Source organism: Arenibacter sp. P308M17, from assembly GCF_003426735.1.
Taxonomy (GTDB): Bacteria; Bacteroidota; Bacteroidia; order Flavobacteriales; family Flavobacteriaceae; genus Arenibacter.
On the sequence record NZ_QVON01000002.1, the window covers coordinates 871,287 to 891,975 of the forward strand.

General features: G+C 39.2%; 17 protein-coding genes and 1 other RNA gene. 12 read left to right on the top strand and 6 right to left on the bottom strand.

The genetic code is table 11. The features are described from left to right. The first annotated feature begins 108 nt into the window (after nucleotides 1-108). A complete protein-coding gene (locus D0S24_RS07645) occupies nucleotides 109-1,497 on the top strand; it encodes a transaldolase (protein WP_117019235.1) in 1,389 nt (462 codons plus the stop codon). Nucleotides 1,498-1,669: 172 nt separating this feature from the next. On the opposite strand, the gene fsa is transcribed toward D0S24_RS07645, so the two are convergent. From fsa to ffs, 3 genes are all read right to left on the bottom strand, one after another. Then, entirely contained in the window at nucleotides 1,670-2,323 is a 654-nt protein-coding gene (gene fsa, locus D0S24_RS07650) for a fructose-6-phosphate aldolase (RefSeq protein ID WP_117019236.1), read from the bottom strand. A 72-nt stretch (nucleotides 2,324-2,395) separates the two neighbouring features. Next, nucleotides 2,396-3,205, bottom strand: coding sequence for an SDR family oxidoreductase (locus tag D0S24_RS07655; protein ID WP_117019237.1), 810 nt, complete (start codon nucleotides 3,203-3,205; stop codon nucleotides 2,396-2,398). Between the two features lie 125 nt (nucleotides 3,206-3,330). Beyond that, an RNA gene (ffs, locus tag D0S24_RS07660) (signal recognition particle sRNA small type) lies at nucleotides 3,331-3,429 on the bottom strand. 203 nt (nucleotides 3,430-3,632) lie between these two features. On the opposite strand from ffs, the gene D0S24_RS07665 reads away from it, so the two are divergent. The 7 genes from D0S24_RS07665 (at nucleotide 3,633) to D0S24_RS07695 (ending at nucleotide 10,627) form a co-directional block, all read left to right on the top strand. Then, nucleotides 3,633-4,673 (top strand): glutaminyl-peptide cyclotransferase, encoded by a 1,041-nt coding sequence (locus tag D0S24_RS07665; RefSeq protein ID WP_117019238.1) that lies wholly within the window; start codon nucleotides 3,633-3,635, stop codon nucleotides 4,671-4,673. 2 nt (nucleotides 4,674-4,675) lie between these two features. Next, entirely contained in the window at nucleotides 4,676-5,074 is a 399-nt protein-coding gene (locus tag D0S24_RS07670; RefSeq protein ID WP_117019239.1) for a thioesterase family protein, read from the top strand. Nucleotides 5,075-5,516: 442 nt separating this feature from the next. Then, nucleotides 5,517-6,248, top strand: a complete 732-nt coding sequence (locus D0S24_RS07675) for a LytTR family DNA-binding domain-containing protein (RefSeq protein WP_117019240.1) — start codon at nucleotides 5,517-5,519, stop codon at nucleotides 6,246-6,248. 142 nt (nucleotides 6,249-6,390) lie between these two features. After that, entirely contained in the window at nucleotides 6,391-6,831 is a 441-nt protein-coding gene (locus D0S24_RS07680; protein WP_117019241.1) for a hypothetical protein, read from the top strand. Between the two features lie 159 nt (nucleotides 6,832-6,990). Further along, entirely contained in the window at nucleotides 6,991-9,006 is a 2,016-nt protein-coding gene (locus tag D0S24_RS07685; RefSeq protein WP_181938047.1) for a sensor histidine kinase, read from the top strand. Nucleotides 9,007-9,030: 24 nt separating this feature from the next. Continuing rightward, complete coding sequence (locus tag D0S24_RS07690) at nucleotides 9,031-9,699, top strand: response regulator (protein WP_117019243.1); 669 nt, start codon at nucleotides 9,031-9,033, stop codon at nucleotides 9,697-9,699. A 256-nt stretch (nucleotides 9,700-9,955) separates the two neighbouring features. After that, complete coding sequence (locus D0S24_RS07695) at nucleotides 9,956-10,627, top strand: hypothetical protein (protein ID WP_117019244.1); 672 nt, start codon at nucleotides 9,956-9,958, stop codon at nucleotides 10,625-10,627. A gap of 77 nt (nucleotides 10,628-10,704) precedes the next feature. Here the strand turns inward: D0S24_RS07695 and glyA are convergent, their stop codons facing one another. Continuing rightward, nucleotides 10,705-11,979: a serine hydroxymethyltransferase gene (gene glyA, locus D0S24_RS07700; RefSeq protein WP_117019245.1), complete on the bottom strand. Its 1,275-nt coding sequence runs from the start codon at nucleotides 11,977-11,979 to the stop codon at nucleotides 10,705-10,707. Nucleotides 11,980-12,090: 111 nt separating this feature from the next. Between glyA and fahA the strand changes: the two genes are divergently transcribed. Together fahA and D0S24_RS07710 are read left to right on the top strand one after the other, a co-directional pair. Then, nucleotides 12,091-13,380 (top strand): fumarylacetoacetase, encoded by a 1,290-nt coding sequence (gene fahA, locus D0S24_RS07705; protein WP_117019246.1) that lies wholly within the window; start codon nucleotides 12,091-12,093, stop codon nucleotides 13,378-13,380. A 117-nt stretch (nucleotides 13,381-13,497) separates the two neighbouring features. Continuing rightward, on the top strand, nucleotides 13,498-14,685 hold the full coding sequence (locus tag D0S24_RS07710; protein ID WP_117019247.1) for a hypothetical protein: 1,188 nt from the start codon (nucleotides 13,498-13,500) through the stop codon (nucleotides 14,683-14,685). A 241-nt stretch (nucleotides 14,686-14,926) separates the two neighbouring features. On the opposite strand, the gene ytxJ is transcribed toward D0S24_RS07710, so the two are convergent. Further along, a complete protein-coding gene (gene ytxJ / locus D0S24_RS07715) occupies nucleotides 14,927-15,328 on the bottom strand; it encodes a bacillithiol system redox-active protein YtxJ (RefSeq protein ID WP_117019248.1) in 402 nt (133 codons plus the stop codon). 165 nt (nucleotides 15,329-15,493) lie between these two features. Here ytxJ and clpB point away from each other — a divergent pair, with 165 nt between their 5' ends. After that, the gene (gene clpB, locus D0S24_RS07720; protein WP_117019249.1) at nucleotides 15,494-18,094 is read left to right on the top strand and encodes an ATP-dependent chaperone ClpB; all 2,601 of its coding nucleotides are present in this window, start codon (nucleotides 15,494-15,496) and stop codon (nucleotides 18,092-18,094) included. 111 nt (nucleotides 18,095-18,205) lie between these two features. Then, nucleotides 18,206-18,802 carry a TetR/AcrR family transcriptional regulator gene (locus tag D0S24_RS07725; RefSeq protein WP_117019250.1) on the top strand — a complete coding sequence of 199 codons (597 nt, stop codon included), beginning with the start codon at nucleotides 18,206-18,208 and terminating at the stop codon, nucleotides 18,800-18,802. A 248-nt stretch (nucleotides 18,803-19,050) separates the two neighbouring features. On the opposite strand, the gene D0S24_RS07730 is transcribed toward D0S24_RS07725, so the two are convergent. Next, complete coding sequence (locus D0S24_RS07730; RefSeq protein ID WP_117019251.1) at nucleotides 19,051-20,682, bottom strand: PorP/SprF family type IX secretion system membrane protein; 1,632 nt, start codon at nucleotides 20,680-20,682, stop codon at nucleotides 19,051-19,053. Between the last annotated feature and the right edge of the window lie 7 nt (nucleotides 20,683-20,689).

Here is a 20,689-nt window from a genome sequence, read left to right on the forward strand (position 1 = left end):
CGCCTTTAGAGGTCGCCTTAACTAAGTTTCAGTAGATTTAACTCACAATTAACAGCCTCTATCTCTTGCTTTTATTAGATTTGTTCACTATAAAGTAGCTATTCCCATATGAATAAACCTTTACTATATTCTTTTCTAGTTGCGCTGATTGGTTGCAGTACGATAGAAAAAAAATCCCCTGGTGCATTCTTTGCTGGTGAAATTGTAAATCCCACCAGCCCATTTGTGGTTCTATTTAAGGATGATATTGCCATAGATTCGGCCAAACTGGATGGCGATAATAGATTCAGTATTCAATTGGATACTGTTGAGGAAGGTTTATATCATTTTGACCATAGTCCTGAATTACAGTACGTGTATCTGGAAAAGGGAGATAGTTTGATGATCCGCCTAAATACAGAAGATTTTGACGAAACATTGATATTTTCGGGGAAAGGGGAAGAAATAAATAATTTTCTTGTTGAGTTCTTTTTAAGTACGGAATCGGAGCCGGCCATAGTTTATTCCTATTCCCAACTTGGTCCAGAGGAATTTTCCCATATTTTGGATTCCTTAAAAAACATTAAGGTAAATGACCTTAACGACCTGATAATGGATGGTACCCTTTCCGATAGGGCAACAGAAATGGCCAAGGCCAGTATAGATTACAACTATTATATCTACAAGGAAAAATATCCGTTCTGGAACAGGAGAAAGACCGGAAAAGGCAATATCCAAGAGCTCCCCAACAACTTTTACGATTACAGAAAGGAAGTAGACTACAACAATAAAAGTCTAACCTACCATAGGTACTACTACAATTTTATGAAGACCCATTTTAATAATTTATCCTATATGGGCTGTTATACAAAATGTAACGATACGCACCATGACATCGTCAAGAATAAATTACATTTTAACCAGCACAAATTAAAACTGATCGATAGCCTCGTCATCGAAAAAAACCTGAGAGACAATTTATTCAGAAATGTGGCTATGGACTATTTGATCAGTGTACATGATACGCATGAAAACAATAGAATTTTTCTTAACGATTTTCACAGATTTTCAGGAAACAATAGTCACAGTGCCGAGATTGAAGCCATTTACCAAGGTGTAAACAATCTACAGCCCAGCAATAAATTGCCCAATATTTCAGTTTTCAACACGGATGGAACTTTGGTTACCCTACAGGAAATTGCCGAAAAGGAAAAAAATGCCGTATTTTATTTTTGGTCGGGAACCCAGAGATCCAACTTCCAGAATATCCTTACGCGCGTGGCGCAACTATCCGAAAATAGGCCCGAATTTACTTTTATTGGAATTAATTGCAATACGGATGTCGTAAGATGGCAGTCCTTGTTAAGTGCCAATCAACTGGATATGGACAGGCAGTTCCGTACCGATGATTTTGAAAATTTAAAAAATGCCCTTGTGATAGGTGGACTCAATAAGGGTATTATAACCAAAGACGGACGTATTGTAAACGCATTTGCCGATCTCTATAGTAGTTTTTAAGGAAGCCCTCTTTAATGGTCAGCTTCATGTTAGGACTAAAAAATTCGCTTTTTCATTTGAACTATTCTTATTCTGGCTCAATAATCTATAAATGGATTGCGATATAAATTAACAAAGCCTCTTATGCCCTATGGGCCCAAGAGGCTTTATACTATTTAGAATTTTGGTAACGTTAGTTTCCTTTTTGGTAGTCTTCCAAAAACTTGGCGAGACCACTATCGGTCAAAGGATGTTTTAAAAGACCCTCAATGGCCGACAAAGGTCCGGTCATAACATCAGCTCCAATTTTGGCACAATCTATCACGTGCATAGTGTGTCTTACCGAAGCCGCCAATATTTGGGTTTCAAACTCATAGTTATCGTATATATGCCTAATCTCGGAAATCAAGTTTAGCCCATCGGTAGAAATATCGTCCAACCTACCTATAAACGGAGAAACATAGGCAGCCCCTGCTTTAGCGGCCAACAAAGCCTGTCCACAAGAAAACACCAAAGTACAATTGGTCCTTATACCCTTATCCGAAAAATATTTTATAGCCTTGATACCGTCCTTTATCATAGGCACTTTAACCACGATTTGCTCATGCAATTCCGCCAATTCCTCTCCCTCCTTGATCATACCTTTTAAATCTGTGGAAATTACCTCGGCGGATACGTCACCATCTACAATATTACAGATATCCACATAGTGTTTTAGAATATTGTTTCTTCCGGTGATACCCTCTTTGGCCATTAGGGAAGGATTTGTGGTTACCCCATCCAATACTCCTAATTCCTGGGCTTCTTTTATCTGTGCTAAATTAGCGGTGTCAATAAAGAACTTCATGTCAATTGCTTTTAAAATTATTAATTTGAAAGATATTGCCTTTTCGCAGGCCTGTCTTTTGGTCCTGCAAAATTACAATTTATAATGGTTCATCAAGAGTTTCTCATATACTTTGTCCGGTAATATTTTTTTTAGGATCAAAGAGAACTTTTGCATAAACTCCCCTACCTTATAATGTACATAAGGCTCTTTTGTGTTTATTATTTTGTGGACCATATGTGCTACCAATACAGGATCCTTACCTTTTTCAACATGCTCGTTCATCATTTGCAAGGTATTGCCATAAGATGCTTTATAAGGCGAGTCCTCAAGGATAGGTACGTGGTAACGGCCCGAGGCTATATTGGTAGCAAAATCCCCAGGGGCCAAATTCGTTATGTTCACCCCAAATCCTTTGACCTCCATTCTCATGGCTTCCGTAACCAGCTCCAAAGCCCCCTTACTGGCGGAGTACAATCCCCTATATGGCAAACCCATATAACCAGCAATAGATGTAATATTGATGATCAAGCCCTTTTTCTGGCTCCTCATATAGGGCAAAACCGCCTTGAACATGTGTATGGGACCGTTAAAATTGGTGTCGAATGCCTTTAAAATTTCAGCGTGGGGGGTTTCCTCAATAGGTCCCGTAATTCCGATACCGGCATTGTTTACCAGAACATCCAACCTACCCTCCTTTGCCATGAGGTTCGAAATGGCATTACCTATACTTTCCGGATTTCTCACATCCAATTCCAATAGCTCAAAATGGGTAAAACCGGGATGTGCTTCCAATCGCCTGGTAGTTCCATAAACTTTAAAACCTTTTGATGTTAAATATACCCCGATCGATTTTCCAATGCCCGAAGAACCTCCCGTAACCAGTACAACCCTATGCTCCATTAAATAAAATTAAGGTGCAAATTAACAAATAAAACAGGAATTGTGGGGGAATTAGATCTGATAACTATACTTGATCCTACCTAAAGCTTTCAAAAACAATAAACACCATAGCTTTAGGGTACAAAAAATGGCAAGCTACCTACATCGCACCGCTACAACCATATACCCTTGCTGCGTTCCCACCCTGGGGGATTCTACAGGAGCTGGTCGTGTAGGACTTGCCGATGCAAATATACAATCTTTTAATTTTTTTGCAATCGTTTTCAGGTCTTAATTTTATTAAATATCTTGCCTTATGAAGTTGCCAAATTAATTTTTGGATAGCAAGTTGATTTTAAGACAACTATAAAAAATTAAAGAAAAAAATAGTGCAAAACAGGCACTTTACCCGCTAAGATTTTATTTTAAATAATACCTGTATTATATTATGAATGCCTTCAAATTAAACCTATTATTCACTATTCCCTTGTTCTTCTTGGCCTGTGAAGGTACCACCAACCCCTCCAAACTCTTCGAAATCCAGATAGAGGGAAACCAAACGGAATTTCATAAAAATCAGGTGGTAGGCATCTCGGTAAAAAATCTAAAAAATAAGGAAATCGATCAGATTACCTATACATTGGACAATGAAGAAATTATACCGAACAACAATAAAATTAAGCTGGACCAACTGGAACTTGGGGCCAAGACCCTAACTGCCAGCATTCGTTTTGATGACCAAACCGTTGAAGTCTCCAAAGGAATTAAACTATTGGCAGAACACGCCCCTGAGATATATACCTACAAGATTCTGAACATATATCCCCATGATATGGACGCCTATACCCAAGGATTGGAATTTTATAAGGATACACTTTATGAAAGTACAGGAAAAAAAGGGAAATCCTCTTTGAGGCAGGTAGATTATAAATCTGGCAAAGTTCTAAAGAAAATAGACTTGGACAATAACTATTTTGGAGAAGGCATCACTATTCTAAACGATAAAATTTATCAACTCACTTGGCAAAGTGGATTGGGATTCATCTACGACCTTAAGGACTTTAAGAAAATAGACAGCTTTAAATACAACCAAAGTAAGGAAGGATGGGGTCTGTGCAACGACGGCAAAAAAATATTCAAGAGTGATGGCACCGAGAAAATATGGTTCTTAGATCCTGTTACTATGGCCGAGTTAGGCCATTTTGAAACGGTAACCAATACCTCCATCTTCAACAAGGCCAATGAACTGGAATATGTGGATGGAAAAATATACGCCAATGTCTATCAAAAGGAAAGTATGATGATCATAGATGCCAATAGTGGTGCAATAGAGGGTGTTATCAATTTTAGTGGCCTTAAGGAGAAGGTTACACAACATCAAAGCCTGGACGTACTAAACGGAGTGGCCTATCACCCTGAAAGAAAGACCTTCTTCGTTACCGGAAAAAACTGGGATAAATTGTTTGAGGTAAACATCCTTAAAAAATAATTATGGGAATTTTTGAAAAAACCATAAAGGTAGAAGAGGAGGATCTGGACGACCTGAACCATGTTAACAATGTACGATATGTACAATGGATGCAGGACATTGCCAAGGAACACTGGCGGGCCAAAGCGCCCAAAGAATTGATCAACACTACGATCTGGGTGGTATTGACCCACCATATTACTTACAAAAGTGCAGCAAAATTGGATGATGTTATCTTAATGAAGACATATATAGACAAGACCAAAGGCCCCGTATGTGTTAGGGTTGTAGAAATGTATAACCAAGAAAACCATCAATTGTTGGTCAAATCCAAAACCGAATGGTGTTTGCTCAATTCAGAAACCTTCAAACCCATGAGGATTTCCCCTGAAATAGAAGATATCTTTCTAACCCAAACCTAAGTAACTGTTTACCATTTATCTAGTAGGCCTCTTTTTCCTCCTATTGGATCCACTTTGATCCTACTAAAAGTAATGGAGCTTTGGAATTCGCCAATCGTACAGTTTTTTAAGGAAACTGTTTCATGTAGTATGGGCAGCATATCCTACACACAAAATATTCTGTCAGCAAAAAAAATTCCAGTGGTACTGAAACAGAAAATACGGTCACCGCACAGATGGTTCCCTTAAAATTTCTAAGGGCAGACGAAATAAAAAACCTAACTCATGATAAAAATACAGCATTTTAAGTTAAAAAATTGATAATACACTTCAATTTTTATAAGAAAAAACTTTCAAAACTTAATTTTTTTCAACATAAAACGAAAACCCTAGTTTTTCTAAGGTCGAAATACCCTCCTTTGCTATAAGGTATCAGTAAATTGCCGTAAAATCATCTGAAATTATGGAATATACCTATACTATTTTGGACTCCGATGCCCAATCCAATTTACAGCTGCAACACTATATGGAAGAATATGGTGAATTTTATTGTTCTGGAGTAGCCACCAATAGTATTGATGGCCTAAATAGTATCCTTAAAAAAAACCCGGATATTGTTTTTATCCATTTAAATGAAAAGGCCCATGAATATTTTCATATGATTATGGAATTGCACCAATATGTTAAGGAAACCCCCATATTCATTGCAATTTCCAAGAACAAGCAATATGCCTTTGAAGCTTTAAAATGCCATTTTTTCGACTATTGGCTATTACCGTATAACGAATTCGATATCAGAAAAACCCTGCTTCGGTTAAAACTAAAAGCCCCGAAGGAGCAGGAGCCCAAAACACTTTTACTTCAATCCTATAAAGACTATCGCTACCTCAATACCCAAGAAATCATGTATTTACAGGCCGATAACAATGCTACAGATTTTTTTATGAAGGATGGAAGTACTATAAGCGCTTTTAAAACGTTAAAGACTTTTGAGAACAATTTGCCAACGAATTTTATTAGGGTACATCAGAGTTATATCATCAATATCGACTTTGTTTCCAGGATCAACTATGGAAAAGGTATATGCACCTTAAAGCATGACAAGTTGCAATTGCCCTTTTCCAAATCCTATAAAAGCAATATAGACAACCTAAAAAAGATTTTGGCCAAAAACACCATTTCTACCCTAAATTAAACAAATTCTCACAGATACAGTACGTTTACTAACAGAACTCCCACTCCTACTAAAGATAATTCTTACATAATCTTCTAGAGACTGATTGTTGTTAATTTTGTTTAGAAATAAACCTCATTAACCCTCGAAAATCACTAGAAAAATGAAAAGATTTTTATCTATTTTTGCCGTAGTACTTCTAAGTATCGGCTTATTTGCCATGGGAACCCAAGATGTTTTCCCAACAATAAACAATGACATTGCCACAGATGGTGACAACGTTCCCAAGGATAGAAGGGATCCTCCCAAGGCGACCCTTGATTATCAGAACAATGACAATGCCGTGGCCACCGATGGAGACAACGTTCCCAAGGATAGAAGGGATCCTCCCAAGGCGACCCTTGATTTTCAGAACAATGACAATGCCGTGGCCACCGATGGAGACAACGTTCCCAAGGATAGAAGGGATCCACCCAAGGCTACCCTTGATTATCAAAATATTGACAAAGCCGTGGCCACCGATGGAGACAATGTTCCCAAGGATAGAAGGGATCCTCCCAAGGCGACCCTTGATTTTCAAAATGTTAGTAACGCCATTGCATAACTGACTTAAAAAATATCAGTGCCGAAAGGTTTAAACTGTATTAATAAAATATAAAGCCCTAAGCAAATTTGTTTAGGGCTTTTTTTTTATCTTTCCACCTTAATGGAAAAGAAAGTCAATTATAAGTTTTTGTTCTATTTTATAATTTGCTTGCAACTGATGCATAATAGTTGTAAGGATACTTCCTTTGGCTCCACAGATTCGGTTCCCCCACCGGAAAACGACAGCATCACATACTGGCTGTCCGAAGAAAACAGTAGTTCCGCCGAAGAGTATGCCCAAAATCTTTCCAAGGCCTATGAATTGGCCCTACAAGAAAAAAACGACTCCCTTAAATCCAAACAATTTTCAAAAATCTCTTATTACTACTCTCTAATGGGCGATTCCCTGCAATTTAGGCGCTCCAACCATATTGCCATGGCTCTTTCCGCAAAAATTAAGGATTCAAATGCCTTGGCCAACAATCATTGGGACTTGGCATTTTTTTTGGAAGACAATGCAGTTGAGGATAGTGCCTATTATCATTTTTCCCAGGCCGAAAAAATCTTTAGGGGCCTAAATGATAATTATTCACGAGCTCGGGTTCTCTACAATATGGCTCTTGTCCAGGCCAATATTAAAGATTATACAGGTAGCGAAATAACTACCATAGAAGCCATAGAGCTTTTTAAACCACTGGACAAACCTTATTATTTGTTTTCTTGCTATAACAATCTGGGATCGGTAACCAATGCCCTAAATGAATACGATAAGGCCTTGGAATATTATGGGAAGGCATTATTTTTTCTTGAGAAATCTGGATTTGACAAATCTAATCAACTAAGGTATAAAGCCATCAATAATATTGGTATGGTATACCAATCAAAAAAACAATATAAATTAGCCGCAGATTCCTTTAGCAAAGTAATCAATTTTGATAGTATTTATTTCAAGGACACACAATTATATGCACAGGCCCTTTCCAATTATGCACAAAGTAAAAGTAAGCTAAACGACACTGTTGGAGTTTTGACCTCATTTAAAAGAGCTTTGGCAATAAAGGATAGTATAGGCGACTCTAGAGGATTGGCTATTACCTATTACGAATTAGCGGAATTTTATTTAAATAAAAGAGATACTGCTTTAGCTCTAAATTACGCAAACAATGCTAAATCCATTTCGAAACAGACCAGTAATAACAGAAGGCTATTGGAGTCCTTGGAACTGCTGGCAAAGCTAGACCTTAAAAACTCGAGAAGATATACCAACCAATATATACAGTTAAACGATAGTTTACAACGGGAGGAACGCTCTACTAGAAATAAATTTGCAAGAATACGGTTTGAGACCGACGAATTTATTGAACAAAATGAATTGCTAACCCGGCAACGCCAATTATGGATCGGGATAGCTACAACCCTATTTGTTCTTGCTGCATTTATTTTGACTACTATAGACCAACGCCGAAAAAATCAAAAATTGAGATTTGAACAGGCACAACAGAAAGCCAATCAAGAAATCTTTAATTTGCTCTTGGCACAGAACAAGAAGGTAGAAGAAGGCAAACAACTGGAAAAAAAGCGGATTTCAGAGGAATTGCACGATGGTATTTTAGGACAGATGTTGGGAATACGTTTAATTCTAACCGGACTTAACAATAAAACAGATTCCGATTCCGTTCTTAAACGTAGTGAGCTACTTAAAAAATTACAAGGTTTGGAGGAAGAAATCCGTACAATTTCCCATGAATTGAGCAGGGCATCTCAAGAAAAAATTCATAACTTTATTATATCCATTGAAGAATTGGTAAAAACAATTCAAGATTCCTCTAAAATGAAATGTCATTTTAAGTATGACCACAATATTGATTGGGACCAATTAAAAGGGGATATTAAAATTAATATTTATAGGATTGTGCAAGAAAGTTTGCAGAATTGCATAAAGCATGCCAAGGCTACTAAAGTGGATCTTTTGTTCGAATCGGAAAATGGACATTTAAAGATAATAGTTCTGGATAATGGTATTGGTTTTGACCAGAAAAAGGGAAAAAAAGGAATAGGGCTCAAAAACATTAATTCCAGATTGGAAAAGTTGAACGGAACCTATGGTATTCATAGTAAAATTGGACAGGGAACAAAGGTAATAGTTACCATTCCCTGTGTAATGGAAGAACAGATGGAACCGTTACCAGCCTAATAGATTATTTTAACCGACAATAAAATGAGAACTTTAAGAATCTTAACGGTAGATGATCATGAAATGATTACTACTGGATATAAATATCTTTTGGAGGCTGCCGAATTGGAAGAATTTCAGATAAAAGTAGAAACAGCCAATACTTTCGAAACCGGAAAGCAGAAAATAGAGGATTCGGCAAGATCATTTAAATACGATCTTTTATTGTTGGATGTGCAATTAACGGAGACCCATTTGGAGGAACCCCAAAACGGGGAGGATTTGGGAATAATTGCCAGAAAAATAATCCCGGATACCAAAATTGTATTCATGTCCTCATTTAGTGATAACTACAGAATTAACAGCATTCTAAAAAACGTAAATCCCGATGGCTATATGGTAAAATCGGAAATAGATGAAAAATCCCTAATTGCCATGGTCAGGGGCGTAATTAACTCGCCCCCTTATTATAGTCAGAAAGCATTGGCGGCTATTAGAAAAAAAGTCTCCAATGACCTCTTATTGGATGATAATGATAAAAAAATACTATACCACGTTTCAATTGGCACAAGAACAAAGGATATGGTCGATTTTATAAACTTGTCCCTGGCAGGGATAGAAAATAGAAAAAGACAGCTAAAGGTAATTTTTGGGGTGGAAAAGCAGAACGATTTGGCTCTGGTCCATGAAGCCAAAAATAGAGGATTTCTATAATCAAATTCTTGCCTTTTCACCCACTTTGGCAATGCTTTCCTATATAAATATCCAGAATTTCCAGAAAATATTGTCAGTTCGCTTTATCACCTTCCATTTAAGACGTTCCATGTGTCCATTTACCGTTTAACGTCTACTTTTTCGACGAACACACCCAATCTGAATGAGAACCTTATTTTTTATAAGGTTTTTATCTAATTAAGGACAAAGCATTAACCTAATTTTGATGTAAGTTTTTTAATTAATTACTATTAGAATGTCGAAATCGGGAAACGAGTTTTTTAATAACCCAAAAATTGGAACAAAAAGCACCGACCATATTGTAGGTTTAGAGACTTTTAGAAAAGGGTTGGAAAAGCATTTTTTTGCAGAAGTAAGTATTACCAATTATGGTATTAAAGAAGATTCCGCCAATTTGATCATAGACCTTAAATGCAACCTAAGTCTGGACGAAGCTTTGTTTTATATAAATAAGCCATCCACTTGCACCGGTCGCCCTAAAGATTCAGACCAAGAAAAGACCATATTGTTCCTTTTGGCCTATTCGGAACTAAAAAGGCGGAACGGAATAAATATAGATATAAGTGAACTAACCATTTCCTTAATGGACACCACCATTCTCATAAGCAAAATTTATGATCAAAGTATTGTGGATCAATTGGAAAATATCTTTTCGGAACTTATCAACCACAATTTATTCTATACAAAAGGATTGAACGAGACTCCCTTTGAAATATTTATCCCTGTATTTGAGGAGGATACCTTGGAAAGCGATGCAAAATTAAAGAATATTGTTTCTGACAATAACAGCACGAACGACTATTTCGGCTTTTGGGGAATGTATTATGACCAAACAGAAGAGGCGGGCATTTATGACCTAAATACCAAAACCATAATATTTGGCGATATTCAAATTCTCAGTGAATAGGAAGTATTAAAAAAACTGTCCACAAAGCATAAAAAAGTCTTGAGCGTAAACCTTATGGACAGTATTTCGATTGTAAATTAAGCGTTGAATAGCGCTCTGGAATGCATTAGGGCATTTACTTTTTCCCTTACCCCATCAATAATCTTTACATCTTCAGGATTCATTAACACCTGATCGATGAAGTCTACAATAACCTTCATTTGGTCTTCCTTTAAACCTCTAGTGGTGATCGCAGCCGTGCCAAAACGTATACCGCTGGTAACAAAAGGGGACTTGTCATCAAAAGGAACCATATTCTTATTCGCGGTAATATCAGCTTTCACCAAGGCATTTTCAGCATCCTTTCCTGTGATGTCCTTATTCCTAAGATCAATCAGCATCATATGGTTGTCCGTGCCGCCGGAAATAATTTTATACCCCTTATCAACAAATGCGCTTGCCATTGCCGCAGCATTTTTCTTCACCTGGAGCATATAATGCAAGAACTCATCGGTCAAGGCCTCTCCAAAAGCGATGGCCTTTGCCGCAATAATGTGCTCCAACGGACCTCCCTGATTGCCCGGAAAAACTGCCAGATCCAATAAAGCGGACATTTTTCTCAAAGCACCGTTCTTTAACTTTACCCCAAAAGGATTGTCAAAATCCTCTCCCATTAGAATAAGCCCTCCCCTTGGACCGCGCAAGGTCTTATGGGTAGTTGTAGTTACAATATGACAATGCGGTAATGGATCGTTCAAAATTCCTTTGGCGATAAGTCCTGCAGGATGGGATATATCGGCCAAAAGTATAGCGCCTACACTATCTGCAATTTCCCTGAATTTTTTAAAATCCATATCCCTGGAATAGGCTGAGGCCCCGGCTATAATAAGCTTTGGCCTTTCTTTAGTGGCTATGGCCTGAATTTTATCGTAGTTCAGTACCCCGGTCTCCTCATCCACCCCATAGAATACAGGATTATACAATCTACCGGAGAAATTTACGGGAGAGCCATGGGTTAAATGCCCCCCATGAGACAGATCAAATCCAAGTATGGTATCGCCCGGCTTAAGACATGCATGGTATACAGAGGCATTGGCCTGGGAACCGGAGTGCGGCTGAACATTGGCATATGCGGCTCCAAATAATTGTTTCGCCCTATCTATCGCCAATTGCTCTATTTCATCCACAACTTCACAACCCCCATAATAGCGTTTGCCAGGATATCCTTCCGCATACTTATTGGTCAATACGGATCCGGCAGCCTCCATAACCTGTGGACTGGTAAAATTCTCTGAAGCAATTAGTTCAATTCCATCTATTTGGCGTTCCTTTTCCGCCTCAATTAATTCAAAAATTTGATTGTCGCGTTGCATAAAGTAATATTCTATTAAATAATGTGCAAAAATACGAATTGCCGACCGTTAATTGCTAGAAAATAATATATTTGATAAGATATTTATTAAACACAAGTTAACAATTCCGAAATGCCGTTAAAAACAAATCTTCCAGAAAAAAAAACATGGTTACCTGTACCCATCAATTCTGATTTCCCCATTCAGAATATCCCTTTTGGAGTTTTCCTTACCAGGGATGATATTATTACCATTGGCTCAAGAATTGGTGATTACGCAATAGATTTAGGGGCGTTGCATCAATTGGGATATTTTAAGGATATTCCTTTGACCGACGATATTTTTCTACAGGACACTCTGAACGACTTCATTTCGGACGGTAAAAAAACTTGGCGTTTGGTCCGAAACAGGATTAGTGAAATATTCGACATCAACAACAATGATTTGAAGAACAACGAAGAACATAAAAGTATTGTTCTTTTTACCATGGACGAAATAGAAATGCAACTTCCCGTGCAAATTGGGGATTATACGGATTTTTATTCCAGTAAGGAACACGCCACCAATGTGGGTAAAATGTTCAGGGACCCGGCAAATGCATTACTTCCCAATTGGTTGCACATACCCGTAGGATATCACGGAAGAAGCTCCTCTATTGTACCTAGTGGTACCGCAGTCAGAAGGCCCATGGGACAGACCCTTCCGGCAGGAGAGGAACAACCTATTTTTGGTCCCTCCAAATTAGTGGATTTTGAATTGGAAATGGCATTTATTACCACGGACGCCAATGTTTTGGGGGAGCCTATTCCTGTTGAGGAGGCGGAGAATTACATATTTGGAATGGTACTTTTTAACGATTGGAGCGCAAGGGATATCCAAAAATGGGAATACGTGCCCTTAGGTCCATTTTTGGCCAAAAATTTTGCATCGTCCATATCGCCCTGGATTGTTACCCTGGATGCACTGGAGCCCTTTAGGTTGGCCAGCCCAATACAAACCCCTACCCCGCTGCCCTACCTACAGCAAACAGGCAAAAAAGGTTTTGATATCAATTTAGAAGTTTCTATAAAGCCGGAAGGTGGCAAAGCAACTACCGTTACCCGATCCAACTTCAAGTATATGTATTGGACAATGGCGCAACAACTGGCTCACCATACCATAAATGGTTGTAAAGTAAATAGTGGTGATATGATGGGCAGCGGTACCATTTCCGGCCCGACCCCTGATACTTATGGTTCCATGTTAGAGCTTACTTGGCGGGGGGAAAAACCCCTGACCCTAGAGGATGGCTCCACAAGAAAGTTCATTGAGGATTATGATACTGTCACCATAACCGGTTACTGCAAAAAGGATAATGTCCGTATAGGTTTTGGGGAAGTCACCACAAAATTGTTGCCTGTATATCAGCAGAAGAAGAAATAAGACATAATAAAAAAAACAATCCCCGTTTGTACGATACGGAATAGTTTAACGTTGGAGTATAAGATTATTTTGGCATAGCTATTGAACTATGTCCAATATATTTTTAAACCAAACGTTATGAAACAAATATTACTCACCTCATTGATGTTGTTTTTTTTAATCTCTTGTGGAGGGGTCAAAAAAACCCAAGAAGCCCTAAATACAGGCAATTATGGCAACGCAATAAATACGGCATTGAAAAACATAGCAGAAAACAAATCCAAGAAATCCAATCAGCCCTATATTCAATTGTTAGAAGAGGCTTACAAGAAAAATACCGAACGTGAGCTACAGCAGATCGCTTTTTTAAAGAAGGACAGCAATCCGGCCAACCATGAAATAATTTTTAAGGGCTATCAAAACCTAAAATCCATCCAAGAACACATAAAACCTCTATTACCATTACAACTATATGAACAAAATAGAGATGCCCATTTTGTTTTTAAGAATTATGACGAGGAAATAATAAAGTCTAAACGCGAATTGTCGGACTACCTGTACAATAATGCCACTGCACTTTTAAATACAGGTCGATACAAGGATGATTTTAGAAAGGCTTTTGATGAGTTTACATATTTAAACGAAATAAACCCCAATTTCAAAGACACCGAGCTTAAATTGGATGAAGCCCATAACAAAGGACTAGATTATGTTCAGGTAGTGATAATCAATGATTCCGAACAAATAGTCCCCAGTCGTCTAGAAGAGGAACTGCTCAATTTTAATTCTTACGGATTAAACGACCTCTGGACCGTTTACCATACCAACGCCTTGGAAAGTATTAAGTATGATTATGAAATGCAAGTGGCTTTTAGAAACATAAATATTAGCCCGGAACACATTACCGAAAAACAGATCTCCAAGGAGAAACAGATCAAGGACGGTTACAAATATGCTACAAACTCCAATGGTGAGGTTTTAAAGGATAGTTTGGGCAATAAGATAAAGGTCGATAAATTTAAGACCGTAAAATGTAACTTTTATCAATTTACCCAACTGAAGTCGGTGGAAGTAGTTGGAAATGTTAGCTTTTTGGACTTGAAAAATCAACAGCAAATTAATTCCTACCCTTTGGCCAGCCAGTTTGTCTTTAACCACGTTTACGCCAAACACAATGGGGATACAAGAGCCCTTGAAGAAGAGATGGTTCCCTTGTTGCAACTTTCTGCCATACCCTTCCCTAGCAATGAACAAATGGTCTATGACGCAGGAGAGGATTTAAAGGCCAAATTGAAAGGCATAGTCACCAGACATAGATTCAATTAAACCATTGCAGGTACAAGCTATTTCTTTGTACTTATTAAATACATCTATTTTATTTGTAGAAAAATTCTTCCCTATAACCAGTGTCCTGTCAACGTTTAAATGACGGGTAAGGAATGATGGATCTTGAGTTGGGCCAAGGCGCAAAAAACGAGTATGGCCATAGCCAAGTAAGGATTTTTGCAACACGGGAGCGGCTCAAGAGACACTTTAAATTACCCGTAGGTTTAGGCTTGGCAGGACACTAGATGTATTTATTTAAGTCCAGATGTGTAATGGCCCCATGTGATTCGTGCGCCACTACCACTCCGTTTTTAATCACAAGCAACTGTGGGGATTCATGGACAACACCAAAAACATTACTGGTTTCATTGGAAACAGGCCGATATTGGTGCAGATCCAAATAATGAAGATCCAGACTATCTTTAGATATATCATACCCCTCATTAAACCGGTTCATGACCATTCTACTTATCCCGCAGGTAGTAGAGTGCTTAAATATTACCTGAGGCCTGGCCTTGGACCTTTCCTTGATTATCGCTAGTTGATCTACGGACGCCAATGGGATCCATGGGGCCACCTTGGCAAGTTTTTTTTCACTTTCGCTATTATTTTCCTTTCCAAAAAGCCGATTAAATATTCCCATTTCGTAATTTTAGTATTAAGTCCAATAATTGTTGTTAACCTTACAAACTGCCGAATTGTCGTTAAAAACTACATATTAAAGGACATTTTGTCGTGTTCAAAACAGTGGTAAGGTTGTTGTTTTAAGACTTCAAAAGTAATCAATAACACAAAAAAAATCAACTATATGAATTTTAATAACTTCACTATAAAGTCGCAGGAAGCCATACAGCATGCGCAACAATTGGCGCAAGGCCTAGGCCACCAGCAAATAGAGAACGAGCATATTTTTAGGGCAATCTCCGAGGTGGAGGAAAACGTACTTCCGTTTATCCTTAAGAAATTGAACGTAAACACTACCTTATTGAACCAAATTTTGGAAAAGGAATTGGAAAGTTTTCCCAAGGTCTCGGGCGGCGAAATTATGTTGTCCCGGGAAGCCAATAAGACACTTACCGATGCAAGTATTATTGCCAAAGAAATGGCAGATGAATATGTCTCCATAGAGCACTTGTTGTTGGCAATTTTTAAATCCAAGAGCAAGATAGCCCAAATATTAAAGGATCAAGGGGTTAGCGAAAAAGACCTTAAGACCGCTATAAATGAGTTGAGAAAAGGGGGCAAGGTAACTTCCCAAAGTGCCGAGGACACCTACAATTCCTTGAACAAATATGCCAAAAATCTAAATGAGCTGGCAGATAGTGGAAAGCTGGACCCGGTTATAGGAAGGGATGAGGAAATTAGAAGGGTTTTACAGATCCTGTCACGTAGAACAAAAAACAACCCAATGTTGGTTGGGGAACCTGGTGTAGGTAAAACCGCGATTGCAGAAGGTTTGGCCCATAGAATTGTACAGGGCGACATCCCCGAGAACCTAAAGGATAAAACAATCTATTCCCTGGATATGGGCGCGTTAATTGCAGGTGCCAAATACAAAGGGGAATTTGAAGAGCGATTAAAAGCCGTTATCAAGGAGGTAACCTCTTCGGACGGGAACATTGTTCTCTTTATAGATGAGATCCATACCCTGGTCGGCGCCGGAGGCGGACAGGGTGCTATGGATGCGGCAAATATTCTTAAACCTGCACTGGCACGAGGGGAACTCCGGGCCATAGGTGCCACTACCCTGGATGAATATCAAAAATATTTTGAAAAGGACAAAGCCTTGGAGCGAAGGTTTCAGAAAGTGATAGTGGATGAACCCGACACTGAAAGTGCCATATCCATTCTTAGGGGAATTAAAGAAAAGTACGAGGCGCACCATAAGGTTAGAATCAAGGACGAGGCCGTAATTGCGGCCGTTGAATTATCACAACGCTATATTACCAATAGATTTTTACCGGACAAGGCCATAGACCTAATGGATGAGGCCGCTTCCAAGCTAAGGATGGAAATCAATTCCAAACCTGAGGAACTGGATGTATTGGATCGTAAAATAATGCAGTTGGAAATTGAAATAGAGGCCATAAAACGAGAGAACGATACTTCAAAACTAAAGGCCTTGAATGTGGACCTTGCCAATTTGAAGGAAGACCGAAATGAAATCTTTGCCAAATGGGAAAGCGAAAAGACGGTGGTGGACGATATCCAAAAAACAAGGAACGATATTGAAAATTATAAATTGGAAGCCGAAAGGGCCGAACGTAACGGGGACTATGGAAAAGTGGCCGAAATAAGGTACGGCAAAATAAAGGAAGCCCAAGAACGGTTGGAAAAACTGGAAAGGGAACTGGAACATCAGCAACTTGGGGAAACCCTGATCAAGGAAGAGGTAACCAATGAGGACATCGCCGAAGTAGTAGCCAAATGGACAGGTATCCCCGTTACAAAAATGCTACAAAGTGAAAGGGAAAAGTTATTAAAATTGGAAGATGTTCTCCACAAACGAGTGGTCGGGCAAGAAGAAGCCATACAGGCCGTTTCCGACGCCATACGAAGAAGTAGGGCCGGATTGCAGGACAGCAAAAGACCAATTGGCTCCTTCCTTTTCCTAGGGACTACAGGTGTAGGTAAGACAGAATTGGCCAAAACATTGGCCGACTATCTATTTGATGACGAAAATGCCATGACCAGGATCGATATGAGCGAATACCAAGAGCGCCATGCCGTAAGTAGACTGGTAGGTGCCCCTCCGGGATACGTTGGCTATGACGAAGGAGGCCAATTGACCGAGGCAGTGCGCAGAAGACCCTATTCCGTGGTCTTGCTCGATGAAATAGAAAAAGCGCACCCGGACACCTTTAACATCCTATTACAGGTATTGGATGAAGGCAGGTTAACGGACAACAAAGGCCGGGTGGCCGATTTTAAGAATTCCATCATCATCATGACCAGTAATATGGGAAGCCATATTATTCAGGAAAAGTTTGAGGCGAACAAAGATATCTATAGCGCCACTGAGGCTGCCAGGGTGGAAGTACTGGGACTATTGCGAAAAACGATAAGGCCAGAGTTCCTAAACCGTATAGACGATATTATCATGTTTACCCCTTTAAGCAAAAAGGATATCAAAAAGATAGTGGTATTACAACTGGATCAGTTGAAAAAGTTGGTGGCCAAACAACAAATTACAATAGATGCAACTGATGAGGCCATAGATTATCTGGCCAACAAAGGATTTGATCCCCAATATGGTGCAAGACCCATAAAACGGGTAATTCAGAAAGAAGTATTGAACAATATTTCCAAAGAATTGTTAAGTGGTAAGATCCATCCTGGTGGAATTCTTCTTATCGACTCCTTTGACGACCAACTGGTATTCAGAAATGAGAACGAACTGGCGAACTAAAACGACCACCTTTTAAAAGGGGCATCCTGTTTATCATAGGATGCCCTTTTTTATCAACAATATATACCATGCAGTATAAAATTTTTTATATTAGCATAAAACTGTAAGGACATGTCTACAAAAGCCGAGAGAACAACTGCCTATATCATTGAAACCGTTGCTCCAATTTTCAACAAACTCGGGTATGTTGGGACTAGCATGAGCGATCTTACAGAGGCAACAGGCTTGACCAAGGGAGCCATCTACGGAAATTTTGAAAACAAAGATTCCTTGGCCCTTGCTGCCTTTGAATATAACAGCAAAAAACTCTTGGCTGAAATAGACGATAAATTAAACTCCAACGGCACCTCCCTTCAAAAGCTCTTTGTGCTTACCAATTTCTACCGTCATTACGACTCTTTTATTGAGGAATTGGGCGGTTGCCCCATTTTGAATATTGGAATAGACGCCAATCACAATAATTCCCAACTGCTGGCCGCTACCAAGGAAACCATAAAGACCATAGAGGGAAAAATTGCCCTGGTCCTAGAAAATGGGCTGAACAACAATGAGCTTAGACTGCCCGTAACACCCCTTCAGTTTTCCAAACAACTATTTACAATGATCCAAGGAGCAGTGGCCATGGCCACTATAACGGGAGATAGAAAATACTTACTGAACACGGTGACCTACTTGGACCAATTAATTGTCCGGGAAATAAAAAAATAATTGAACTCGTTTAAACTTTTTGGATTGAAGCGAAAATTAGACATTTTTTGCCCAATTTGAAGACTTTTTTGAGTTGCATAGCATCGCTACGGAAAGAAAAAAAGACAGGACGGAGCGCCTAAAAATAACCCTGTGGGTTATTTTAGCGAACGGGCCGGCTTGCGCAAGAGTGAAAAAGAGCAATTCCTGCCCGTACCGGATAAGGCGGGTTTTAGCCAATTAAAAAGTTTAACGAGTTCATTGTCCGATTACTCCCCTATTATCCTAAATATCCAGGTTCTTTCGGCGTATTTACCATTAAAATTATTATCCCTTGCCACTTCCGCTTCTCCCAAGGTATCGAACCTTTCCAAATACACATAGTCCCATTTGGTCTTTTCCAAATAGAAAAACTTGGCATCGATTCCTTTCTTTTTAAGGCCCTCCACAAAAATATCGCGATATCTGGAGGTACCGTAAACATTGCCTATAAGATAAAATCCGGCTTTCTGGCCCTCCAGTTTGTCCACTTCCTCATAATGGCCCTTTGTAATCGCCCTGCCCGCCTTTTTCCTGGCAGCCATCATATCCAGATCATCCTGGATTTTCTTGGCCAATGCCAGTTCCATAGCTTTTATGGAATCCAATCTTTGCTTTTCCTTTATCCGGACAGCCATCGCCAAAGCCTCGGCTTCCTGTTCTTCCTTCAATCTTTTTGCCTCGGCCAATTCTTCCGCCATTCTTAATTCTTCGGCAATCGCTTTCTTCGTGCTGCCCTTAACGCGCTTTTGTTTTTTGGCTTTTTTTAATGCTTTTTTCTCGGCTAGGGCCTCTGTCTTACTAATTTCTTTCTGTATTTTCCTTTCTTCATTTATACGATCCCTAGCTTCCGGTATACGATCCCTAGCTTCCGGTTCCGTAGCCACCTCCGGTTTCCCATGTTCCACCGGCGTCTCATCCACGTGAAAACCTACTACCTTTTTTCGGGTATCGGGACTACCCAGGGTATAGGCCGCAATTATTTCAAAGGTGGGATCCTGATCCTTAACATCTGCATCCAAGCCATATTCTATTAGGGCCCCCAATGACAAATGCTTGAAAAATCTACCGCCCAGACCACCGGATATACCGTAAAAACTATTATACCCCCCTTGCAGCCAAAATTTATTGGAGGACAACAATGCATTTAGCCCCAGTTGCGTATCCCCGTAGGGCACAGATTTTACATATATCATGGGGAGAAGATATGCATTGTCCGTCCCAGCGAACAGACTAATGGGAAATCTATAATCTACCATTCCCATGTAGATTTTTTCATCGGATCCGGAAGCACTGGTATTCGTGGAAAAATTATAATCAAATAAATTTTCGGCCGTAAAGCCCACACTGAAACCATCTACCGAAAATCGAACACCCGGTGCAAATTGCATGATAAATGCATTTTTGGACAACTCCAACTGTGGCAATGAAATTTCAGGATTTGGATTATATCTGTCGTCCGCAATTACACTATTAAAACCAAAAACATTCAAGCCAACGGACAATTGCATATTATTGTTAAAACTGAAGGCGTAGGCATAGTTGATCACTCCACCGGTATTTAAAAACACTCCAGTATTGTTTTGGATAAAACCGGCGCCTATAGAGGAACGGGTATTTATTTTTCTGGAATAATTTAAGAAAATGGAAGTAGGGTCACTATCTATGGCCTGCCATTGATACCTGGTCCACCATGCAATGGACTCAGGATTGTTCCTGTCCAATGAAAAAACCGGATTGAACAAACTGGCATTGAATTCGGTCAAACTGTGCTGCCTAAGGTCGGTTGGAACGGCAACTTCTTGGGCACGCGAAAAGAATACCGCAAGTAAAATAGTATATATAGCGTACTTTTTATCCATATACAAA

Bases quoted from the DNA above. Each gene is read 5' to 3' on its own strand.
- D0S24_RS07670 (WP_117019239.1), top strand. From the start codon at position 4,676: ATGGGAATTTTTGAAAAAACCATAAAGGTAGAAGAGGAGGATCTGGAC.
- D0S24_RS07710 (WP_117019247.1), top strand. From the start codon at position 13,498: ATGAAACAAATATTACTCACCTCATTGATGTTGTTTTTTTTAATCTCT.
- fsa (WP_117019236.1), bottom strand. From the start codon at position 2,323: ATGAAGTTCTTTATTGACACCGCTAATTTAGCACAGATAAAAGAAGCC.
- D0S24_RS07675 (WP_117019240.1), top strand. From the start codon at position 5,517: ATGGAATATACCTATACTATTTTGGACTCCGATGCCCAATCCAATTTA.
- D0S24_RS07665 (WP_117019238.1), top strand. From the start codon at position 3,633: ATGAATGCCTTCAAATTAAACCTATTATTCACTATTCCCTTGTTCTTC.
- D0S24_RS07730 (WP_117019251.1), bottom strand. From the start codon at position 20,682: ATGGATAAAAAGTACGCTATATATACTATTTTACTTGCGGTATTCTTT.
- D0S24_RS07685 (WP_181938047.1), top strand. From the start codon at position 6,991: ATGCATAATAGTTGTAAGGATACTTCCTTTGGCTCCACAGATTCGGTT.
- D0S24_RS07725 (WP_117019250.1), top strand. From the start codon at position 18,206: ATGTCTACAAAAGCCGAGAGAACAACTGCCTATATCATTGAAACCGTT.
- ytxJ (WP_117019248.1), bottom strand. From the start codon at position 15,328: ATGGGAATATTTAATCGGCTTTTTGGAAAGGAAAATAATAGCGAAAGT.
- glyA (WP_117019245.1), bottom strand. From the start codon at position 11,979: ATGCAACGCGACAATCAAATTTTTGAATTAATTGAGGCGGAAAAGGAA.
- D0S24_RS07680 (WP_117019241.1), top strand. From the start codon at position 6,391: ATGAAAAGATTTTTATCTATTTTTGCCGTAGTACTTCTAAGTATCGGC.
- D0S24_RS07690 (WP_117019243.1), top strand. From the start codon at position 9,031: ATGAGAACTTTAAGAATCTTAACGGTAGATGATCATGAAATGATTACT.
- clpB (WP_117019249.1), top strand. From the start codon at position 15,494: ATGAATTTTAATAACTTCACTATAAAGTCGCAGGAAGCCATACAGCAT.
- D0S24_RS07645 (WP_117019235.1), top strand. From the start codon at position 109: ATGAATAAACCTTTACTATATTCTTTTCTAGTTGCGCTGATTGGTTGC.
- fahA (WP_117019246.1), top strand. From the start codon at position 12,091: ATGCCGTTAAAAACAAATCTTCCAGAAAAAAAAACATGGTTACCTGTA.
- D0S24_RS07695 (WP_117019244.1), top strand. From the start codon at position 9,956: ATGTCGAAATCGGGAAACGAGTTTTTTAATAACCCAAAAATTGGAACA.
- D0S24_RS07655 (WP_117019237.1), bottom strand. From the start codon at position 3,205: ATGGAGCATAGGGTTGTACTGGTTACGGGAGGTTCTTCGGGCATTGGA.